This window comes from Pseudomonas tohonis (assembly GCF_012767755.2).
Taxonomy (GTDB): domain Bacteria; phylum Pseudomonadota; class Gammaproteobacteria; order Pseudomonadales; family Pseudomonadaceae; genus Metapseudomonas; species Metapseudomonas tohonis.
Genome location: NZ_AP023189.1, coordinates 1,902,867 through 1,923,580, shown reverse-complemented (window position 1 = coordinate 1,923,580; position 20,714 = coordinate 1,902,867). Strand labels below are relative to the sequence as shown.

Genomic DNA, 20,714 nt, shown 5'->3' with positions numbered 1-20,714 from the left:
CCCTTTCCGGAGCGCCTCCGGAAAGGGCGGTGGGTCATTCCGCGTCCCGCACCTGGTTACGCCCGCCCTGCTTGGCGGCATAGACCGCCGAATCCACGCGCCGCAGCAAGGCATCGGCCGTCTCGCCCTCGCGCCAGCTGGCGCAACCGAAGCTGGCGGTGACCACGCCGACGCCGGGCATCTCCTCGCGCAGCAGGGATTGCCACAACGCCTCGGCCAGCGTGTGCGCCTGCTCCAGGTTGGTGTCCGGGCAGAGCACGATGAACTCCTCCCCGCCCAACCGGCAGAGGACATCGATACGCCGCAGGCGGGCGCCGAGACGCTGGCACAACTGTCGCAACACACGGTCACCTGCCTCATGGCCATGCAGGTCGTTGACCTGCTTGAAATGGTCGACATCCAGCATCACCACGGCCAGCGGCCCCTCGCGACGCTGGGCACGGGCGATCTCGTTCTCCAGTCGCTCCTGGAAATGCCGCCGGTTGTAGACCCCCGTCAGGGCATCGGTGATCGACAGCGCGCGCAGCTCCTGTTCCACCAGCTTGTGCCCGGTGACGTCGGTGATGTAGCCGTGCCAGAGCACGCTGCCATCCGCCATGCGCTCGGGTTCGGACTCGCCACGCAACCAGCGCAGGCCCTGGCGCGGCAGCAGCACGCGGAAGTCCTCGCGCCAGGTCTGCATGGCCTTGGCCGAATGCAGGATGCTGGCGTAGATCCGCTCCAGGTCCTCGGGGTGCAGGCGGGTGAAGGCCAGCGAGGCATCGGTGTTCACCTGCTCCGGCTCCACTTCGAGGATGTCGCGCACACCGGCGCTGACGTAGGGGAAGAGGTGCCGGCCATCGGGGTACAGCTGGTACTGGTAGATGGCACCGGGCACCTGCGCACTGAGCTTCTGCAGCAGGCGATCACGGTCTTCCAGCGCCGCCTGCACGCGCTTGCGATCGGTGACGTCGACGGCAATGCCCAGGTAGCCGATGAGCGCGTCGTTCTGGTCGCGCACCTCGGTGAGGATCAGGTTGCCGGTGAGGTGGCTGCCGTCCTTGCGCACGTAGGTCCACTCGTGTTCGTCGTAGCAGTCGCCGGCGGTCACCTCGACCACGTAGTGATGGAAGTCGCGGATGGGCCGTGACAGCCGCTTCGACAGGGCTTCGCAGCGCGCCTGGATCTCCGATTCCAGGTGCAGCATGCGGGGTCGCTTGCCGAGCATTTCGTCGGCGCTGTAGCCGAGCATGCGTTCGGCACCGACGTTGAACTGGAGGACGAAGCCATCGACGTCGGTGGCGATGATCGACACCTGGGTGGCGGCGTCCAGCACCCCGCGCAGCTGACCGTGGGCCAGCGCCAGCTGCAGCTCGGCCGCCTTGCTGGCGCTGATGTCGGTCTGGGTGCCGATCATGCGCCGGGGCGAGCCATCGGGATTCCACTCCACCACCTTGCCGCGGTCGAGTATCCACACCCAGGAACCGTCCTTGCGCCGCATGCGGTGCTCGCTCTGGTAGATCGGCACCTCGCCGCGCAGATGACGCTGCAGGGCCGCATCGACCGCCGGGGCGTCTTCCGGGTGCTGGAGGCGCAGGCACAGGTCCAGCTCGTCCGCCACCTCATCCGCGCCATAGCCGAGCATGTGCTTCCACGCCGGCGAGTAGAACACCGTCCCCGCCTCCAGCTGCCAGTCCCAGACGCCATGGCCCGCGCTGTCCAGGGCGAAGCCCCAGCGTTCCTCGCTGAGCTTCAGTTCGAGCTCCCGCTCGCGCAATTCACGGGTGCGTTCGGCCACCAGGCGCAAGGCGCGCTGGCGCTGGTTGATCAGCAGCATCAGGTACGCCGCCAGGAGCAGGGTGATCAGCCCGCCGGTGGCGACCACCAGGTACCAGACGCCGGTCCGGTTGGTGTGGATGAAGTGGTCGCTGGCGCTCAGTTCGAGGCGGTAGGTGCGGTCGGCGAAGACGATGTCGCGCGCCAGGGTCAGCTCGCCATCGGCGGCGACGGCCTCGCTCTGGTAGAGCGTCTGCGGATGGGCCGCATCGGTGGTGTCGGTCACCCGCATGGCCACGTTGTCCAGCACCTCCCCAGGGATGCCGGCCTCCAGTTCCTGGCGCAGGTCGATGACACTGATCACGAAGCCGCGCAACACGTCGGCCGGGTCGCCGGCCCTGCCGAACACCGGGGCCACCACGAGGATGCCCTTGCCGTCGCCCGCAGCCAGGCCGAGCAGTTTCAGCTGCCCGGAAACCACTGTCCGGCGCCCGGCGCGGGCCTTTTCCAGCAGTGCCAGGCGCGTCGGCAAGGAGGCGAGGTCGAGCCCAAGGGGAATGCGTCCGGCCTGGTTGGAGACGCTGTAGTACACCGGCAGGTAGTAGTCGCGAGGCGGGCTGGCGATGGTCTCGCCCTTGCCATCCAGCTCGTGGAAGCGAAAGTGCTCCAGGCCATCGGCACGGGCCTCGGCTTCATACGCGCCGCGCTCGCTTCCGGCGACCCGCGGCACCCAGCTGTAGGCCAGGGTGTCGCTCAGCAGCGGCTCGACGAAACCATGGAATTCGCTGCGGCTGACGCTGCTGGAGTTGTTGAAGAAGCGCCGCAGGGCGTCCAGTTGCTTGAGCTGGTCGCCCAGGCGCTCCTGCACCCGGCTGAGGCGTTCGGTGGCGACCTGCACGAAGCGCTCGCGAAGCTGCACGCGCTCGGAGCTGTACATGGTGGCGGCCAGCAGCAGGGTCGTGGCGAGGCCGCCGACCAGCACCAGGGCGCAGGCCAGCAGGAGCAGGCCACGACCGGAGGGCAGGCGGGAAAACAGGGAGGACGGTCCCTGGACGAGCGACTGCATGCTCACCTCGGAGGTGGTGATGAGGGACGATCCCTGTGATCACAACCTAGCCAAGATGCTGGCACTTTGCCGATGCGGCGCCCCGCAACCCCCTTTCCGCCTGACGGACGGCTTGCGCCGCCCTCCAATGCCGGGTCTGCGCGTCAGCGGGCGGCGAATTTCCAGGCGCGGTGGATCTTCGGGTTACGGGCGAAATCCGGGTCGAGGGTCTCGGCACTGATCTCGCTCACCTGGTAACGCTGGGACAGGCTCTCGTCCAGTTGGAACTTGCGGAAGTTGTTGGAGAAATACAGCACCCCGCCCGGCGCCAGGCGGGCCATGGCCAGGTCCAGCAGCTGCACGTGGTCGCGCTGCACATCGAACACGCCTTCCATGCGCTTGGAGTTGGAGAAGGTCGGCGGGTCGATGAAGATCAGCTCGTACTCGCCGCGGCCCTCTGCCAGCCACGCCATCACGTCGCCCTGCTCCAGCTTCTGCTTGTCGGAGAAGCCGTTGAGGGACAGGTTGCGCCGCGCCCAATCCAGGTAGGTCTTCGACAGGTCGACGCTGGTGGTGCTGCGCGCACCACCCTTGGCGGCATGCACGCTGGCGGTGGCGGTGTAGCAGAACAGGTTGAGGAAGCGCTTGCCGGCGGCCTCGCGCTGGATGCGCAGGCGCATGGCACGGTGGTCGAGGAACAGGCCGGTATCCAGGTAGTCGGTGAGATTGACCAGCAGCTTGACGCCTCCCTCGGCCACTTCGAGGAACTGCCCCTGTGCGCCCTGGCGCTCGTACTGGCGGGTGCCGGTCTGGCGCTCGCGACGCTTGACCACGACGTTTGCCGGGTCGACCCCCAGCGCCTGCGGGATGGCCGCCAGGGCGTCCAGCAGGCGGGCCTGGGCCTTCTCCGGGTCGATGGAGCGCGGCGGTGCGTATTCCTGCACGTGCACGCGGTCGCCATAGAGGTCGATGGCCAGCGCGTACTCGGGCATGTCGGCGTCATACAGGCGGTAGCACTGCACGCCTTCGCGCTTGGCCCACTTGCCCAGTTGCTTGAGGTTCTTCTGCAGGCGGTTGGCGAACATCTGCCCGCCCTCGGACAGGCGCGCCTGCTCCGGCGCAGGCATGGCGCCCGCCTGTGGCTCGGCAGCGGCCTCCGGGCGACGCGAGCCGGTGACGAACTGGTCGGGCAGCACCTTGATCAGCAGCAACTTGCAGGGCAGCGCGCCGTTCCAGAAGGCGTACTGCTTGTGGCTGCGGATGCCCATGCGCTTGCCCAGCTCCGGCGCGCCGGTGAACACCGCCGCCTCCCAGCCCATGCAGGCCTGGCGAAGGCGCTCGCCAAGGTTCTGGTAGAGATACAGCAGGCTGGCCTCGTCGCCCAGGCGCTCGCCGTAGGGGGGGTTGCTGATGACCAGGCCCTTCTGGTTCTGGTCCGGGCGCGGTTCGAAAGTGGCCAGTTCGCCCTGGTAGATCTTCACCCAGTCGGAGAGGCCCGCACGCTCGATGTTGTTGCGCCCGGGCTGGATCAGGCGCGGGTCGGCCTCGTAGCCACGGATCCACAGGGGCGGCCGGGCCAGGCCCGCATCCGCACGCGCCTGGGCTTCCTCGTGCAGCTTCTTCCACAGGGCCGGCACGTGGCCCTGCCAGTTGGAGAACCCCCAGCGCTCACGCTTGAGGTTGGGAGCGATGTCGGCCGCCATCATCGCGGCCTCAACCAGGAAGGTCCCCACCCCGCACATGGGGTCGGCCAGGGCGCCCTCCTCGGCGGCGATGCGTGGCCAGCCGGCACGCAGCAGGATGGCGGCGGCGAGGTTCTCCTTCAGCGGCGCGGCCCCTTGCTGCAGGCGGTAGCCGCGCTGGTGCAGGCTGTGCCCGGCGAGGTCGAGGGAGAGGATCGCCTCGCCCTTCTCCAGGCGCAGATGGATGCGCAGGTCGGGGCTGACCTTGTCGATCGAGGGGCGCTCGCCATTGGCGGTGCGCAGCTTGTCGACGATGGCGTCCTTGACCTTGAGGGCGCCGAAATGGGTGTTGTCGATACCCGAGCCATGGCCACTGAACTCCACTGCCAGGCTGCCGGTGGGCGACAGGTGGTCGTGCCAGTCCACCTCCAGCACGCCCTGATAGAGGTCGTCGGCGTTCTGCACCGGGAAACGCTTGAGCACCAGCAGCACGCGGTTGGCCAGGCGCGACCAGAGGCACAGGCGATAGGCGGTTTCCAGGTCACCCCGGCCACGGATGGCGGCCACCTGCTCGCGCGCCTCGGCGAGGCCAAGCCCGGTGGCTTCGTCCAGCAACAGGCCCTCCAGGCTTTTCGGGCAGGTAAGGAAGAGTTCGAAGACATCCGACATGGTAATTCCAGTGCCTTGCGGCTGATCAGCGGCACGGATGCGTCTCCGTGCGGTCATGAATATGTGACTAAAGGTCGCAAAACGGCCCTTCGTCGGATAAGAAAATTCCCATTCTCATCTGCGTTGCCCCATAGCACCGCGACATCATGGGTTTCCCAAGGCCCCATCCCATCAGGCCTGGGCCGTTCATGCCCCGTCCGAAGCTCCTACAGCTTATGGTCCGGAAGCCATTCTCGTTACGTCCTTATGACAAAACGATCATTCCAATGCCTCGGGGCAACGGTTAGAACTCAGCTTAATCCGCTGCCGCAACGGTAGCGGATGAAGGGCAGTCACGCCGGCAACTGCTCTTCAGTGGCAGAGCATTTTCTGCCGGGTTCCCGACTTGGGACCGATGGACATAACAGTCAACAAATGAGGGCTACACCCTATGAGAAGACTTAAGCGTGATCCGATGGAACGAGCATTCCTGCGCGGTTATCAGCACGGCATTCATGGCAAATCCCGCGATCTCTGTCCTTTCACCCATCCCACCACCCGTCAAGCCTGGATCAACGGCTGGCGTGAGGGTCGCGGCGACAATTGGGATGGCCTCACCGGCACGGCCGGCATTCATCGACTGAACGAACTTCACGCCGTCGGCTGACACCACGGATCACACGATTTCACCAAGCACGCCCCATCCGGGCGGCGGGCGCAAGCCCAGGGGCTCCCTAGAGGGAGCCCTTTTTATTTGTCCGCTATCAGCGCTTCGGCAACGCGGCGATGGCATCCACCGACTCGCGGATCAGCGCCGGGCCCTTGTAGATGAAGCCCGAATATATCTGCACCAGGCTCGCACCGGCAGCGATCTTCTCAGCCGCGTGGCGGCCTTCGGTGATCCCGCCCACGGCGATGATCGGCAGGCGACCGCCCAACTCGCCAGCCAGCACCTTGACGGTATGGGTGCTCTTGTCACGTACCGGCGCACCTGACAGGCCACCCGCCTCGTCGCCATATTCCAGCCCCTCGACGCCTTCGCGGCCGAGGGTGGTGTTGGTGGCGATCACCGCGTCCATGCCCGACTCCCGCAACGCACCGGCCACCAGGGCGGTTTCCTCGTCGCTCATGTCCGGGGCGATCTTGATCGCCAGCGGCACACGACGGCCATGCTGGACGGCGAGGTCTTCCTGGCGCAGGCGCAGGGCTTCGAGCAACTGCTTGAGCGAGTCGCCGAACTGCAGGCTGCGCAGGCCGGGAGTATTGGGCGAGCTGACGTTGACCGTCACGTAGCTGGCATGGGCGTAGACCTTGTCCAGGCAGATCAGGTAGTCGTCCACCGCGCGCTCGACCGGGGTGTCGAAGTTCTTGCCGATGTTGATGCCCAGCACGCCCTTGAACTTCGCCGCGCGAACCCGGGCCAGCAGGTGATCGACGCCATGGTTGTTGAAGCCCATGCGATTGATGATCGCCTCGGCCTCGGGCAGGCGGAAGAGACGCGGCTTGGGGTTGCCCGGCTGCGGGCGCGGCGTCACGGTACCGATCTCGACGAAACCGAAGCCCAACTGGGCGAAGCCGTCGATGGCGTCGCCGTTCTTGTCCAGGCCGGCGGCGAGGCCGACGGGATTGGGGAACTCCAGCCCCATGACCTTCACCGGCAGGCTGGCCGGCGCCTTGGTCAGCAAGCCGTTGAGGCCCAGGCGGCCACCGGCGCCGATCAGGTCGATGGACAGCTCGTGGGAGGTTTCCGGGGACAGTTTGAACAGCAGCTCGCGGGCCAGGGTGTACATGGGCGGGTATCGATCGGCGGGATGGGCCGGCGATTATAGCTGCCAGCCCCGCCTCAGGCGAGGCGACGTAACGCCAGCAGCGAGCCGGAGGGATCGAATTCCAGCTCGAATGAACCATGAATGCCATCATGGGTCAGAAAAGGCCGCAAATGATGTGCAGGCAGGCTAACCTTGCGCCCGTCGCGGCTGCGCAACATCACTCGGTTGGCGTGGCCCTGGTAGACCGCGAGAAAGCGCTCGGCGGTCAGGGAGATATCCAGCACCAGGCTGGGCATGGAGGCATCCTCTTGGTTGAAATGAACAACAGTATCGTTCCGCGCCCCCAGTGGACGCCAGGTACGGACGCATTGGCGGGCAAAGCCGTGCAGCCTCGCCCGACCTCTGCCACACTGCCACTCGTGACCTGGGAGTCCTAGTCTGGCCATGAGTTCGCAGTCGTCCCCATCCTCTCTTTCCTCACGCCTGGCCGCCCTCGCGCAACGCCTCGGCCTGGGAGGACGTGCGCCCCGCCTGCTGGAAAGCGCGAGCCAGCTGCGCTTGCCGTTCCAGCAGTTGAAGCCCCCGGCCGCCGATATCTGGTGGCAGAACGGCCCGCCCCTGCAGCGCCTGGTGGACCTCCCGCGCAACGCGCTCTCCGGCCCGGTACAGGAAGACAAGGCCCAGGCCCACGCGGTGCTGATCCGAGTGGTTGAACTGGAGCAACGCGAACTCACCAATTTCGACCTGCGCCTGATCGATGGGTTCTGCGGCACCGAGGGCGCGATGCCCAGTTGCCCCAGCTTCGAGGAATTCGCCGCGACGCCGGCCTGCCGTAGCGTGCGCATCATCAGCTACAAGGATTTCGTCAAGGCCATCAGCCTGCCACTACCACGTTTCCTGGCCGGCGAACGGATCAGCCTGTGCCAGTCCAGCTGGCACGGCAAACGTGTTTTCTGGAGCGGCACCCACCATCTGGAAGCTTTTGCCGCCGCCATCGCCTACGCACGCCGCCGCGAGCTGGAAATCAGCCTGCCGGCCGAACTCGCCACCTACCGTCTCAACCCCGCGGGCCTCGCCGAGCTGGACGCCCACTACCACGTACTGGCCATGCCGGTGCAGGCATGGAGCGACCCGGCCTTCATGGGCCTGCTGCTCGACGGTGGCATCCCCTATGCCCGCCTCGCCTTGCTGAAGAACAGCGGCGCCCCCGAACTCCTGCTGCTGCCAAAGGACCACCCCGAGGCCACCGCCCTTGGCGAAGGCCTGCGCCTGGCCGGCGCCGCCGATGTGGTGCGCTACCTCGCGTCCCTGAGCTGATTCCCTCCTCCTCATCCGTCCGCTGGCAATCCATCCCTTCGCGAGCCAATTCGCTGCCAGGGGGACGCTCCGAGGGCGTGCCCCTTGGTTCCGCCACCGGAAACCAGGCAAAAAAAAGCCCCGCCGAGGCGGGGCTAGAGCACATTCAACCTTTCAGCGAACGATGGCTCAGGAGGTCTTGACCCCATGCTGGCCGCTCTGGGCCAGGTCCATCAGCTCGCGGTTGGCCACGGCATACATGGCGTAGTCGGTGCCGGTGGCGGCGCGCAGTTCGGTGAGCATCACCTTCCAGCGCTCCACCAGCGGACGGTGCTGTTCCAGCCACAGGGCCACGCGCTCGTCCATGTCGACCGGGGCATCGACCATCTGCAGCAGCGAAACGGTGATCGCCCGCTGTTGCCAGTCGAGGTCGTCACGGAAGGCTTCGCGCGCCAGCGCCTGCCAGTTGCTCTCCACCGGCAGGCCGGTGATCTGCTGCAGGTACCAGGACAGGTCCAGCGCGCCACCGACGGCGAAGTAGGCGGCCGCCACTTCGGCCGTGTCCTTGCCGGTGACGTCCGAGGCCTCGATGATCGGCAGCAGCGTGTACAGGTGGCTGGTGCCGGCCACCACGCGGGCCAGTTCCTCCGGTGCGCCGGCCTCGACGTAGGCCTGGTAGCGGGCCAGCCACTGCTCGCGGGCCGGGCCCTCCAGCAGCTCGTCCAGGCGGCCGGCCAGCTCGGCCACGCGTGGGCCGAAGTGGCCGACGTCACGGGCGGCGTTCTGGTCTTCGCGGCGGCTGCGCAGGAACCAGCGGGTGGCGCGACGGCCAAGGCGCATCAGCTCGTCCATCAGGGTCAGCTGCAGTTCGGCGGGCACCTTGTAATCCAGCGACTCGATCTGCTTCCACCAGTGCGGCAGGCGGAACACATCGCGCACCACCACGTAGGCACCGGCGACGTTGGCCGCGCTCATGCCGGTGGACTCCTTCAGGCGCTGCACGAAGGTGATGCCCATGTGGTTGACCAGGTCGTTGGCGATCTGGGTGCTGATGATCTCGCGCTTCAGGCGGTGGCGGCGCATGGCCTCGCCGAACTTGCTCGCCAGCAGCGGCGGGAAGGCGGTCTCCATCTCGCGGGCGAGGTAGTCGTCGTCCGGTACCAGGGACTTGAGCAGCGATTCCTTGAGGTCGATCTTGCTATAGGAGATCAGCACCGACAGCTCCGGCCGGGTCAGCCCCTGGCCGTTGGCGGCGCGCTCGTTGAGCTCCTCGTCACCGGGCAGGAATTCCAGCGCGCGGTCCAGCTTGCCGGCGCCCTCCAGCGCGGCGATCAGGCGCTTGTATTCACCGATGCGCTCGCGCGCGCGGCGTTGCGCCAGGGACAGCGCCTGGGTCTGCTTGTAGTTGTTGCCCAGCACCAGGCTGCCCACCGCGTCGGTCATGTCCGCCAGCAGCTTGTTGCGTTGCTTGCCGGTCATGTCGCCGGCCGCGACGATCTCGCCCAGGAGGATCTTGATGTTCACCTCGTGGTCGGAGCAGTCCACGCCACCGGCGTTGTCGATGAAGTCGGTGTTGCTGGCGCCGCCGTTGAGGCCGTATTCGACGCGGCCGAGCTGGGTCATGCCGAGGTTGCCACCCTCGCCCACCACCTTGGCACGCAGCTCGCGACCGTCCACGCGCAGGGCGTCGTTGGCCTTGTCGCCGACATCGGCGTGGGACTCCTTGCTCGACTTCACGTAGGTGCCGATGCCGCCGTTCCACAGCAGGTCGACCGGTGCCTTGAGCAGGGCGTTGAGCAGTTCGGTGGGGGTCAGCTTGTCGGCACGGATGTCGAAGCGTTCCTTCATTTCCGGGCTGATGGCGATGCTCTTGGCGCTGCGCAGGAAGATGCCGCCGCCGGCGGAGATCAGCTTGGCGTCGTAGTCGGCCCAGGAGGAACGCGGCAGGTCGAACAGGCGCTTGCGCTCGACGAAGCTGCTGGCCGCGTCCGGGTTCGGGTCGATGAAGATGTGCATGTGGTTGAAGGCCGCCACCAGCTGCAGCGTTTCCGACAGCAGCAGGCCGTTGCCGAATACGTCGCCGGCCATGTCGCCGATGCCGATCACGGTGACGTTGTCCTTCTGCACGTCGATGCCGCGCTCGCGGAAGTGGCGCTGCACCGAGACCCAGCCGCCCTTGGCGGTGATGCCCATGCCCTTGTGGTCGTAGCCGGCGGAGCCGCCGGAAGCGAAGGCGTCGCCCAGCCAGAAGCCGTATTCCAGGGCGATGCCGTTGGCGATGTCGGAGAAGGTCGCGGTGCCCTTGTCGGCCGCCACCACCAGGTAGGGGTCATCGGCGTCGTGGCGCACCACGTTGGCCGGCGGTACCACCTGGCCTTCCTTGAGGTTGTCGGTGACGTCCAGCAGGCCGCTGATGAAGATGCGGTAGCAGGCGATGGCCTCGGCCTGGATGTCGTCACGGCTGCCGCCCACCGGCAGGCGCCGGGGGATGAAGCCACCCTTGGCGCCCATGGGCACGATCACCGCGTTCTTCACCTGCTGCGCCTTGACCAGGCCCAGCACCTCGGTGCGGAAGTCTTCCTCGCGGTCGGACCAGCGCAGGCCGCCACGGGCGACGTCGCCGAAGCGTAGGTGCACGCCCTCGACGCGCGGGCAGTAGACGAAGATCTCGAACTTGGGCACCGGGCGCGGGATGTCGGGGATCAGCCGCGGGCTCAGCTTGAAGCTGAAGTAGCCCTTGTTCTGGCCGTTGGCATCGGGCTGGTAGAAGTTGGTGCGCAGGGTCGCCTTGATCAGGTCGAGGTAGCGCCGCAGGATGCGGTCCTCGTTGAGCACGGCGACGTTGTCCAGCTCGCCGAGGATGGCCTGTTCGAGCTTCTGCTGCTTGTCTTCCAGGTCCTCGGCGGTGAGCTTGCGGGCCAGGTAGAAGCGGGTCTTGAACAGACGCACCAGCTCCTTGGCGATGTCCACATGGTTCAGCAGCGTGCTGGCGATGTAGGACAGGTCGAAGCCCAGGCGGATCTGCTTCAGGTAGCGGGCATAGGCGCGCAGCAGCGCCACGTCGCGCCAGGGCATGGAGGCGGTCAGCACCAGGCGGTTGAAGGCGTCGTTCTCGGCGTCACCGCTGACGATGTGGATGAAGGCGTCCTGCAGGGTGTCGTTGAGCTGCTGGATGTCGACTTCCTGGCCCGAGGCACTGGTGAAGGCGAAGTCGTGGATCCAGAACTCGCGGCCGTCCTGGCGGTGCAGGCGATAGGGGAACTCGCCGAGCACGCGCAGGCCGAGGTTCTCCAGGATCGGCAGGACGTCGGACAGCGGCAGCGGCGTGTCGGCGTGGTACAGCTTGCAGTGCAGCAGCTGCTCGCCCTGGGTCAGCGGCTGGTAGAAGCTCATCACCAGCTGGCGCTCGTCGGAGAGGCTGTTGAGGTGCTGCATGTCGACCACGGCCGAGTGCGGGGCGAAGCGCTCGCGGTAGCCGGCGGGGAAGCCTTTCGGGAAGTCGGCCAGCACACGGGTGCCCTGGGCTTCGCCGAAGCTTTCGTTGACCAGGCTGGCGTAGTCGTCCTTCCAGGAACGGCAGGCCTGGATCACTTCCTTCTCCAGGCGCACCGGGTCGACCACGGCCTTGTTCTTCGGGTCCAGGCGCAGGATGAACTGCACGCGCGCCAGCACGGATTCGGAGAAGAAGGTCCAGAACTCGCAGTCGCTGGCCTGCAGGCGGTCCATGAGGATCTGCTGGATCTTCAGGCGCGTCTCGGTGGAATAGACGTCGCGCGGCACGTAAGCCAGCGCATAGGCGAAACGCCCGTAGGGGTCGCGGCGCAGGAACAGGCGGATCTTGTTGCGTTCCTGCATCTGCACGATGGCCATGGCGGTGGAGAACAGGTCGTCCACCGGGGTCTGGAACAGGTCGTCGCGGGGCAGCACTTCCAGCACCTGGCCCAGTTCCTTGCCGAGGTGGGCACGGGGGTCGAAGCCGGAGCGGCGCTGGATCTCGGCGACCTTGCCGCGGATGAAGGGGATCTCGGTCACGCTCTCGGCATACACCGCAGAGGTGTACAGGCCCATGAAGCGGCATTCCTTGACCACGCGCCCCTTGGCGTCCAGCTCGCGGATGGAAACGAAATCCGGGTAGGCCGGGCGGTGCACACGGCTCGGCTCGGCGGCCTTGGCGAAGGACAGCAGCACCGGGCCGCGCAGGTAGTCGACGGCCTCCTTCTCGACGTGCAGGTCCGCGGCGCTGAGGCCGGTGCGGCGCAGGCGCGAGACACCGAGCAGGGACTTCTCGTCATAGACCAGGTGACCGCCGGCCTCGCCCTCGTCCACCACGGTGAACTCCTCGTAGCCGAGGAAGGTGAAGTGGTTGTCCAGCAACCAGTTCATGAAGACCTTGATCTCGGCCAGCTCGGCCTTGTCCACCTTCAGCTTGGCCTTGTCCAGCCAGGCCAGCAGGTCGCGGGCCTTGGCGGTCATGGGCTGGAAGTCGGCGACGGCGATGCGCACCTCGCCGAGCATCTCCTCGATGGCCTTCTCCAGGGCCTTGAGGGCGGCGGGCGCGGCGATGCGATCGATCTCCAGGAACATCAGCGATTCCTGCTGCACGTCCTTGCCCTGGGTGCCCTTGGGCAGCACTTCGGCGAGCTCGCCCTTCTTGTTGCGGCGCACGCTGAGCACGCTGTTCTGCAGCGTATGGATGTTGTAGCCGCGGCGGTTCAGCTCCATGCGCACCGAGTCCACCAGGAAGGGGATGTCGGGGTGCAGCACTTCCACTGCGGTGTGGGTGGATTGCCAGCCGTGCTTTTCGTAGTCGGGGTTGAAGGCGCGCACCTGCGGCTTGGCCGGGTCGAAGCGTTCCAGCATCCGCCACGACGACAGGGTGCAGCCCACCAGGTCGGACAGGCGCCGCTGGGTGAGTTCGTCGAGGGCGATGATGCCGAAGAATTGTTCGGCGAACAGGGCTACTTGTGGCAAGGCCTGTTCGCTGACGTGCTGCGCCAGGGCCGCTTGCAGTTGGTGCTGGAAGTCGGCTTTGCTGGCCGCGGTGAAGAACGCCATGGTTGTGCTCCGCTTGGCTCGTATTGTTGGGGTGTAAGCGTAGAACGCTTATTGCGCGGTGATGGGGTCACAGGTTCATTGGGCAGTGTGACGGTCGGATGACGCGCCGGGCATGGGTCGGACCGGACAGTCACCGTTGCGCAAGAGCTTAGCGAGGGCGGCATCGCGCAGGCTTTTCGAGGCGCGACATATTCGGTCAATACTGGTCCGCTGCCCGCCCCTTGCACGCGCCCCGTGACGAAATCCTCAGCGCGTCGGCACGCCGCCTAGGCCGGTGGCCCCACTCTGGATTAAAGTACTGCGCCACCCCGGAGGCTTCCGCTTCCCCCGTCCATTCCGAGCGAGTCCAACGATGGAACACCGCGAAGCACTGATCGCCCTGCGCCAGTACCTGTCCACCCAGATTCTCGGTCAGGAAAAGCTCATCGACCGCCTGCTGATCGCCCTGCTCGCCGATGGCCACCTGCTGGTGGAAGGGGCGCCCGGCCTGGCCAAGACCAAGGCGATCAAGGACCTGGCCGAAGGCGTGGAAGCCGAGTTCCATCGCATCCAGTTCACCCCCGACCTGTTGCCCGCCGACATCACTGGCACCGAGATCTATCGCCCGGAAACCGGCAGCTTCGTGTTCCAGCAGGGGCCGATCTTCCACAACCTGGTGCTCGCCGACGAGATCAACCGCGCGCCGGCCAAGGTGCAGTCGGCGCTGCTCGAAGCCATGGCCGAGCGCCAGGTCTCCATCGGTCGTTCCACCTACGACCTGCCACCGCTGTTTCTGGTGATGGCGACGCAGAACCCCATCGAGCAGGAAGGCACCTACCCGCTGCCCGAGGCCCAGCTCGACCGCTTCCTGATGCACGTGAAGATCGGCTTCCCCGAGGCCTCGGTGGAACGCAAGATCCTCCAGCAGGCCCGTGGCGTCGCCCTCAACGGCGAGACACGCCCCGAGCACCAGGTCAGCCAGCAGGCGATCTTCGCCGCGCGCAAGGAAATCCTCGGCCTGTACATGGCCGACGCCGTGGAGGAGTACCTGGTGCAGCTGGTGATGGCCACGCGCACCCCGGCCAAGTTCGACAGCGAGCTGGCCGAGTGGCTGGCCTACGGCTCCAGCCCGCGCGGCTCCATCGCCCTGGACCGCTGCGCACGTGCGCATGCCTGGATGGCCGGGCGCGACTTCGTCAGCCCCGAGGACATCCAGGCCGTGCTCTTCGACGCCCTGCGCCACCGCCTGATCCTCTCCTTCGAGGCGGAGGCCGCCGGCATCGACCAGGACCGGGTGATCCAGCGCATCCTCGATGTGGTCGCCGTCGCCTGACCCATGGACAGCCCAGCCGCCCCGACCGGCATCAAGGTCAGCCTCGCCGAGCTGATCGACATGCGTCACCGCGTCCGCGAGGTGCAGCTGTTCTCCACGCCCTCGCGACGCAGCCCGCTCATCGGCCTGCACCATTCCAAGCTGCGCGGGCGCGGCGTCGACTTCGACCAGGTGCGCGTCTACCAGCCCGGTGACGACGTGCGCACCATCGACTGGCGCGTCACCGCGCGCACCCAGGAGCCTCACACCAAGCTGTTCCACGAAGAGCGCGAACGCCCGGTGTTCATCATGGTCGAGCAGAGCCAGCGGCTGTTCTTCGGCTCCGGGCAGATGTTCAAGTCGGTGCTCGCCGCCCACGCCGCCAGCCTCATCGGCTGGGCCGCCCTGGGCCACAACGACCGCATCGGCGGCCTGGTCTTCAGCGACAGCGAGCACCACGAGATCAAGCCCCGGCGCAGCAAGCAGAGCCTGCTGCAACTGCTCAACCGCCTGGTGCGCACCAACCAGGCACTCGGCGGCCAGCAGGGCGCCACCCGCGAAGGCTTCAGCCTGGCCCTGCGCCGCGCCCGCGAAGTGCTGCGCCCCGGCAGCCTGGTGGTGATCCTCTGTGACGAGCGCACCCTGTCCGACACCTCGGAGCAGCAACTCGCCCTGCTCGCCCGCCACACCGACCTGATCCTCCTGCCGCTCTCCGATCCGCTCGACCACGCGCTGCCCGCCGCCGGGCTGCTGCGCTTCACCGAGCTGGGCGCCAGGCTGGAGCTGGACACCCACAACCCCGAGCTGCGCCAGGCCTATCGCGACCAGGGCGACGCCCGCAAGGCACGCTGGCAGCGCCTGGCCCAGCGCCTGGGCGTGCTGCTGCTGCCCCTGAGCACCCAGGCCGGTATGGTCGAGCAGTTGCGTGACCATCTGCAGCACCGCGGTGGCAAGCGATGAACCCGCTCGACCAGCTGGAGCCGCTGATCGCCCCCGCCGCCGTGCCCTGGTGGCCACCCGCGCCGGGCTGGTGGGTGCTGGCGGCGCTGCTGCCGCTATTGCTCTGGGGCCTCTGGCGCCTGCGCCATCGCCTGCCTCGCCGGCAACGCGGCGAGCGGGCGGAGCAGCCCCTGGAGCCCATGCGCGAAGCCGCCCTCCGGGAACTCGCCCAACTGCGCAAGCCCTACGACGGCGCGCCCGCAGGCCCCTGGTTGCAGCAGCTCAACGGCCTGCTCAAGCGCCTGTGCCGCCTGCACTATCCCAACGACCACAGCCTCACCCTCAGCGGCCGTGCCTGGCTGGCCTACCTGGACAACCGCTGCCCCGCCGCCGGCCTGACCCGCTGGATGGTGCTGGTGGAAGGCGCCTACCGCCCCGAGTGCAAGCTCGACGACAAGGCCATCGAGGGCCTGTCCCAGGCGGTCGACACCTGGATCCGCAAACATGTTTGAGCTCGCCTGGCCCTGGATCTTCCTGCTCGCGCCGCTGCCCTGGCTGCTGCGCGTGCTGCTGCCGCCGGCCGACAGCGGCGAGGCGGCGCTCAAGGTGAGCTTCCTCGGCGAGCTGGAGGCCCTCGCCGGCCGCCGTGCCCGCGCCAACCTGCCGGCCTGGCGCCAGCAGGCGCCGTTCATCCTGCTCTGGCTGCTGTTGCTCTGCGCCGCCGCGCGCCCGGAATGGGTGGGCGAGCCGCAACCCCTGCCGGCCAGCGGCCGCGACCTGCTGGTGGCGGTGGATGTGTCCGGCTCCATGGACTACGCCGACATGGAACTCGACGGCAAGGAAGTCAGCCGCCTGACCCTGGTGCAGCACCTGATGGGTGAATTCATCGACGGCCGCATCGGCGACCGCATCGGCCTGATCCTCTTCGGCAGCCAGGCCTACCTGCAGGCGCCGCTGACCTTCGACCGGCAGACCGTGCACGTCTGGCTCGACGAGGCGCTGATCGGCATCGCCGGCAAGAACACCGCCATCGGCGACGCCATCGGCCTGGCGGTGAAGCGCCTGCGCCAGCGCCCGGCCAACAGCCGCGTGCTGGTGCTGGTCACCGATGGCGCCAACACCGGCGGCGAGATCGAGCCGCTCACCGCCGCCCGCCTCGCCGCCGAGGAACAGGTGAAGATCTACACCATCGGCATCGGCGCCGACCCGGAACAGGGCGGCGTGCTCGGCATGTTCGGCCTCAACCCCGGCCTGGACCTGGACGAGCCGACCCTGCGCCGCATCGCCGAGCAGACCGGTGGCCGCTACTTCCGCGCCCGCTCCAGCAAGGAGCTGGAGGAGATCGAGCGCTCGCTTGACCAGCTGGAGCCTGTCTCGCAGCTGCCCAGCCAGGCCCGCCCCGCCTTGGCGCTGTATTGCTGGCCGCTGGGCGCCGCCCTCTTGCTGAGCCTGCTGCTGATCAGCCGCGAGCTGTGGCCCCATGCCCTGCAGCAACGGCCGCAGTGGCTGAGGAGACGCCCATGAGCGAACTCTGGCCGCACTGGTCGCGCCCGCTCTGGCTGCTCATGCTGCCGCTGCTGGCCTGGCTGATCTGGCAGCTCTGGCACCGCGAGCGCCGCAGCGGACGCTGGCAGCAACTGCTGCCCATAGCCTTCCAGCCCTGGCTGCTGGGCGGTGGCCGCGAACGCAACAACCGCCTGCCCTGGATCGCCCTCGGCCTGGCCTGGAGCCTGGGCCTGCTGGCACTGATCGGCCCCAGTTGGCAGCGGGTGGAGCAAAGCACGCAGAAACGTGCGGACCCGCTGGTGGTGATCCTCGAACTGACCCCCTCGATGCTCGCCTCCGACGTGCCGCCCACGCGCCTGGAGCAGGCCAAGCGCAAGCTGCGCGACCTGCTGGAAGCCCGCCACGATGCGCAGACCGCCATCGTCCTGTATGCCGGCAGCGCCCACAGCCTGGTGCCGCTTTCGGACGACCTGATGACCACCGGCAACCTGCTGGAGGCGCTCAAGCCATCGATCATGCCGGAGCCCGGCCAGCGCGCCGACCTCGCCGTGGAAAAGGCCCTCGCACTGCTCAAGCAGGGTGCCCAGGGCCAGGGCCGCCTGCTGCTGATCACCAGCAGCCTGAGCGAGGAGGAACGCAACGGCATCCGCCAGGCGCTCGGCTCGAAGAGCGAACGCCTGAGCATCCTCGGTATCGGCACGTCCCAAGGCGCCCCCATCGCCCAGGAGAACGGTGGCTTCATCAAGGACGCCCAGGGCGCCATCCTCCTGCCGCGCCTGGACGCCCCCAGCCTCAAGCGCTTCGCCAGCAGCCTGGGGGGCAGATACGCCACCGCCCGCGTCGACGAGCGCGACCTGCGCAACCTGGACCTGCTCGGCGGTGCCCGGCCCCTGCGCGAAAGCGGTGAAACCACACGGCTGGAAGCCTGGGCCGACCAGGGCCACTGGCTGCTGCTGCCGCTGCTGCTGATCGCCGCCTGCGCCGGGCGCCGGGGCTGGATCTTCTGCCTGCCGCTGTTTTTCGTACTACCCCGCCCTGCCCTGGCCTTCGAGCCGGAGGACCTGTGGTTGCGACCCGACCAGCAGGGCCAGCGCCTGCTGGAAGCCCGGCAGTGCGCCGAGGCGGCCCGTCGCTTCGAGGACCCACGCTGGCAGGGCTATGCGCTCTACGAGGCCGGCAAGCACGCCGAAGCCGCCGAACGTTTCGCCGGTGGCGACAGCGCCGCCGACCACTACAACCGTGGCAACGCGCTGGCCAAGGCCGGCCAGCTGGAAGCCGCCCTGGACGCCTACGAATCAGCCCTCGAGCGTGAACCGGACCTGCAGCCGGCGCTGAAGAACAAGGCGCTGGTGGAACAGCTGCTGCAACAGCAGAAGCAGCAGCAATCGCAACAGCCGCAGGACGGCCAGCAGGGCCAGCAGCAGCCCCAGGAGCAACCCTCCGCCGGCCAGGGTGGCGACCCGGAGAAAAGCGAGGACAAGGACGAGCAGCAGAGCGCCGAAGGCGCTTCCGCCACACCGCCCGAAGAAGGCAAGCCGCCGGGCCAGCAGGCCGGTACGCAGGAGCAGCCGGCCGAGCCCGGGCAGAAGCCCGAGGGCCAGCAGCAAACCGCGGACACACCCGGCAAGGCCGAGCCCCTGGGCGATGAGCGCCGCCAGTCCCTGGAGCAATGGCTGCGGCAGATTCCCGACGACCCCGCCGAACTGCTGCGCCGCAAGTTTTGGTACGAACAGCAACGCCGCCAGGAAAACCAAGAATGATGCGCCTCCTCTGCGCCCTCCTCCTCAGCCTGCTGGCCTGCACCGCCAGCGCGGCGGGCTTCACCGCCAGCGTCGACCGCGCGCGCCTCAGCGAGGGCGAGACGGTGGAGCTGATCCTGGAGTCTTCCGACCCGACGCTGTTCGGCAAGCCCGACCTCAAGCCGCTGGAGTCGCTCTTCGAGGTGCTCGGCACCCGCCAGATCAACCGCATCAGTACGCTCAACGGCCAGGACGACCGCGCCACGCGCTGGATCGTAACCCTGCAGCCGAAGCAGAGCGGTTTCGTGGTGATCCCGCCGCTGCGCCTGGGCGAGGCCGAGACCCGGCCGATCACCCTGCACATCCAGAAGAGCGACAACGCCGCCGGCAACAGCAAGCTCGCCCCGGTGTTCATCGACGCCAGCCTGGACGAGGAAAGCGTCTACGTGCAGGCGCAGACCATCCTCACCCTGCGCATCTACCACTCCGTATCGCTGTACGACGACAGCAGCCTGACGCCGCTGCAGATGGCCGATGCGCGCATCGAGCAACTGGGCGAGCCGCGCACCTACGAGAAGGAGATCAACGGCATACGCCACGGCGTGATCGAGCTGCGCTACGCGATCTTCCCGCAGAAGAGCGGACAACTGAGCATCCCTGCCCAGGTGTTCAGCGCGACCCTGGTGGAGCGCTCCGGGCAGAACGACTACCAGCCCTTCGGCCCACGCCCGGGTCGCCTGACACGGGTCAGCTCGCCGGAAATCCCGCTGACGGTGAAGGCCAAGCCGGCCGAGTACCCCGCCGATGCACCCTGGCTGCCGGCACGCAACCTGACCCTGGCCGAGGCCTGGAACCCGGAGCCGGACAAGGCCCAGGTCGGCGACTCGCTGACCCGCAGCCTGATGGTCAAGGTCGAGGGCCTGGCCAGCGCCCAGCTGCCCGCCCTGCCCGCCACCCATGCACCGGGCCTGCGCCGTTATCCCGACCAGCCGCAGCTCTCCAACCAGGCCAGCGAGCGCGGCGTGCTCGGCAGCCGCGAGGAACGCGAGGCATTGGTGCCCACCACCAGCGGGCGCATCGAATTGCCGCCGGTTGAAGTGGTCTGGTGGAACACCCGCGAGGATCACCTGGAACGCAGCCAGCTGCCGGGGCGCACCCTGGAAGTGGCCAACAACCCCGCACTCGAACCGGAAGCACCGGTGGAAAGCGCCAATGACGCCCAGCGCGTGGTCGAGGGCCCGCTTCTGTGGCCCTGGAAGCTCGCCACGCTGCTGCTGGCCCTGACCACGCTGCTGGGCTTCGGCCTGTGGTGGCACGCCCGCCGGCAACCGGCGATCCTGCCCACCGCGCAGACCGGCCCCAGCCCGCGCACCCTGCTGGACGACCTCAAGCGCGCCTGCCTGGCCAACGATCCCCACGCCACGCGCCAGGCCCTGGACGCCTGGGCGCGGCAACAACCGGAAACCCTGGCGGACATGGCCGCACGCTTCGTGCCGCTGTCCGACGCCATGGATGGCCTCAACGGCGCCCTCTACAGCGAGAGCGGCCAGCACTGGCAGGGCGAGGAGCTGTGGAAGGCCATCCGCGCCCTGCCAACCCCGCAGGTCCAGCAGCAGGCTGCTGGCGAAAGCGGGCTGCCGCCGCTCTATCCGCGCTGATCCGCACCCGACCAGAACCCGGGTGCGGCTTCGCGGCCCGTGCGTCAACGCGGGAAAGGCGTGGCCGCCCCAGGAATGAAGTTCGGGCTACAGGGTGAGGACGTGCTTGCGGTGTAAGGCGGATGGAACCCGCTGGAGCCTCCTGCCGAACCCTGTCGGGTTGCACCCGACCCACCAACGCCCCAGATGTGGTCTCTACGGTGCCAGGTGCACAGGCTTTAGGGTGGCCACCCATTGAGTTGCTAGGCGACTGAAGTCGCCCCTACAGGTTTGTGCGCGTGAGTTGCGGGTAGTTGATCGCCCATAAAAAAACCGCGGCCTGGGCCGCGGT

13 protein-coding genes are annotated in these 20,714 nt (G+C 67.7%); 8 read left to right on the top strand and 5 right to left on the bottom strand.

What is annotated here, in order from left to right:
* Positions 1–34: 34 nt before the first annotated feature.
* Entirely contained in the window at positions 35–2,821 is a 2,787-nt protein-coding gene (locus tag HSX14_RS08890) for a sensor domain-containing diguanylate cyclase (protein WP_173173679.1), read from the bottom strand.
* A 143-nt stretch (positions 2,822–2,964) separates the two neighbouring features.
* The gene (gene rlmKL / locus HSX14_RS08885) at positions 2,965–5,151 is read right to left on the bottom strand and encodes a bifunctional 23S rRNA (guanine(2069)-N(7))-methyltransferase RlmK/23S rRNA (guanine(2445)-N(2))-methyltransferase RlmL (RefSeq protein WP_173173677.1); all 2,187 of its coding nucleotides are present in this window, start codon (positions 5,149–5,151) and stop codon (positions 2,965–2,967) included.
* Between the two features lie 430 nt (positions 5,152–5,581).
* Here rlmKL and rmf point away from each other — a divergent pair, with 430 nt between their 5' ends.
* Positions 5,582–5,797, top strand: a complete 216-nt coding sequence (gene rmf, locus HSX14_RS08880; RefSeq protein WP_111263996.1) for a ribosome modulation factor — start codon at positions 5,582–5,584, stop codon at positions 5,795–5,797.
* Between the two features lie 97 nt (positions 5,798–5,894).
* Here rmf and HSX14_RS08875 read toward each other — a convergent pair whose 3' ends face one another.
* Positions 5,895–6,920: a quinone-dependent dihydroorotate dehydrogenase gene (locus tag HSX14_RS08875; protein ID WP_111263997.1), complete on the bottom strand. Its 1,026-nt coding sequence runs from the start codon at positions 6,918–6,920 to the stop codon at positions 5,895–5,897.
* A gap of 53 nt (positions 6,921–6,973) precedes the next feature.
* A complete protein-coding gene (locus tag HSX14_RS08870) occupies positions 6,974–7,195 on the bottom strand; it encodes a DUF2835 domain-containing protein (RefSeq protein ID WP_111263998.1) in 222 nt (73 codons plus the stop codon).
* Positions 7,196–7,343: 148 nt separating this feature from the next.
* Here HSX14_RS08870 and HSX14_RS08865 point away from each other — a divergent pair, with 148 nt between their 5' ends.
* A complete protein-coding gene (locus HSX14_RS08865) occupies positions 7,344–8,216 on the top strand; it encodes a DUF6685 family protein (RefSeq protein ID WP_173173675.1) in 873 nt (290 codons plus the stop codon).
* 168 nt (positions 8,217–8,384) lie between these two features.
* On the opposite strand, the gene HSX14_RS08860 is transcribed toward HSX14_RS08865, so the two are convergent.
* Positions 8,385–13,250: an NAD-glutamate dehydrogenase gene (locus HSX14_RS08860; protein ID WP_173173673.1), complete on the bottom strand. Its 4,866-nt coding sequence runs from the start codon at positions 13,248–13,250 to the stop codon at positions 8,385–8,387.
* A gap of 352 nt (positions 13,251–13,602) precedes the next feature.
* Here HSX14_RS08860 and HSX14_RS08855 point away from each other — a divergent pair, with 352 nt between their 5' ends.
* Genes HSX14_RS08855 through HSX14_RS08830 form a run of 6 tightly spaced genes read left to right on the top strand, consistent with a single transcriptional unit; the run spans position 13,603 to position 20,383 of the window.
* Positions 13,603–14,562, top strand: coding sequence for an AAA family ATPase (locus HSX14_RS08855; RefSeq protein ID WP_111259384.1), 960 nt, complete (start codon positions 13,603–13,605; stop codon positions 14,560–14,562).
* A 3-nt stretch (positions 14,563–14,565) separates the two neighbouring features.
* Positions 14,566–15,501: a DUF58 domain-containing protein gene (locus tag HSX14_RS08850; RefSeq protein WP_173173671.1), complete on the top strand. Its 936-nt coding sequence runs from the start codon at positions 14,566–14,568 to the stop codon at positions 15,499–15,501.
* Entirely contained in the window at positions 15,498–15,992 is a 495-nt protein-coding gene (locus HSX14_RS08845; protein WP_173173669.1) for a DUF4381 domain-containing protein, read from the top strand. The genes HSX14_RS08850 and HSX14_RS08845 overlap by 4 nt, the downstream gene beginning before the upstream one ends.
* Positions 15,985–17,004: a vWA domain-containing protein gene (locus HSX14_RS08840; RefSeq protein ID WP_173173667.1), complete on the top strand. Its 1,020-nt coding sequence runs from the start codon at positions 15,985–15,987 to the stop codon at positions 17,002–17,004. The genes HSX14_RS08845 and HSX14_RS08840 overlap by 8 nt, the downstream gene beginning before the upstream one ends.
* The gene (locus HSX14_RS08835) at positions 17,001–18,746 is read left to right on the top strand and encodes a VWA domain-containing protein (RefSeq protein ID WP_173173665.1); all 1,746 of its coding nucleotides are present in this window, start codon (positions 17,001–17,003) and stop codon (positions 18,744–18,746) included. The genes HSX14_RS08840 and HSX14_RS08835 overlap by 4 nt, the downstream gene beginning before the upstream one ends.
* Positions 18,743–20,383, top strand: coding sequence for a BatD family protein (locus HSX14_RS08830; RefSeq protein ID WP_173173663.1), 1,641 nt, complete (start codon positions 18,743–18,745; stop codon positions 20,381–20,383). The genes HSX14_RS08835 and HSX14_RS08830 overlap by 4 nt, the downstream gene beginning before the upstream one ends.
* Positions 20,384–20,714: the final 331 nt, after the last annotated feature.

What these genes read in the sequence shown, in the direction of transcription:
- HSX14_RS08890 (WP_173173679.1), bottom strand. Translation starts at nt 2,821, where the DNA reads ATGCAGTCGCTCGTCCAGGGACCGTCCTCCCTGTTTTCCCGCCTGCCC.
- rlmKL (WP_173173677.1), bottom strand. Translation starts at nt 5,151, where the DNA reads ATGTCGGATGTCTTCGAACTCTTCCTTACCTGCCCGAAAAGCCTGGAG.
- rmf (WP_111263996.1), top strand. Translation starts at nt 5,582, where the DNA reads ATGAGAAGACTTAAGCGTGATCCGATGGAACGAGCATTCCTGCGCGGT.
- HSX14_RS08875 (WP_111263997.1), bottom strand. Translation starts at nt 6,920, where the DNA reads ATGTACACCCTGGCCCGCGAGCTGCTGTTCAAACTGTCCCCGGAAACC.
- HSX14_RS08870 (WP_111263998.1), bottom strand. Translation starts at nt 7,195, where the DNA reads ATGCCCAGCCTGGTGCTGGATATCTCCCTGACCGCCGAGCGCTTTCTC.
- HSX14_RS08865 (WP_173173675.1), top strand. Translation starts at nt 7,344, where the DNA reads ATGAGTTCGCAGTCGTCCCCATCCTCTCTTTCCTCACGCCTGGCCGCC.
- HSX14_RS08860 (WP_173173673.1), bottom strand. Translation starts at nt 13,250, where the DNA reads ATGGCGTTCTTCACCGCGGCCAGCAAAGCCGACTTCCAGCACCAACTG.
- HSX14_RS08855 (WP_111259384.1), top strand. Translation starts at nt 13,603, where the DNA reads ATGGAACACCGCGAAGCACTGATCGCCCTGCGCCAGTACCTGTCCACC.
- HSX14_RS08850 (WP_173173671.1), top strand. Translation starts at nt 14,566, where the DNA reads ATGGACAGCCCAGCCGCCCCGACCGGCATCAAGGTCAGCCTCGCCGAG.
- HSX14_RS08845 (WP_173173669.1), top strand. Translation starts at nt 15,498, where the DNA reads ATGAACCCGCTCGACCAGCTGGAGCCGCTGATCGCCCCCGCCGCCGTG.
- HSX14_RS08840 (WP_173173667.1), top strand. Translation starts at nt 15,985, where the DNA reads ATGTTTGAGCTCGCCTGGCCCTGGATCTTCCTGCTCGCGCCGCTGCCC.
- HSX14_RS08835 (WP_173173665.1), top strand. Translation starts at nt 17,001, where the DNA reads ATGAGCGAACTCTGGCCGCACTGGTCGCGCCCGCTCTGGCTGCTCATG.
- HSX14_RS08830 (WP_173173663.1), top strand. Translation starts at nt 18,743, where the DNA reads ATGATGCGCCTCCTCTGCGCCCTCCTCCTCAGCCTGCTGGCCTGCACC.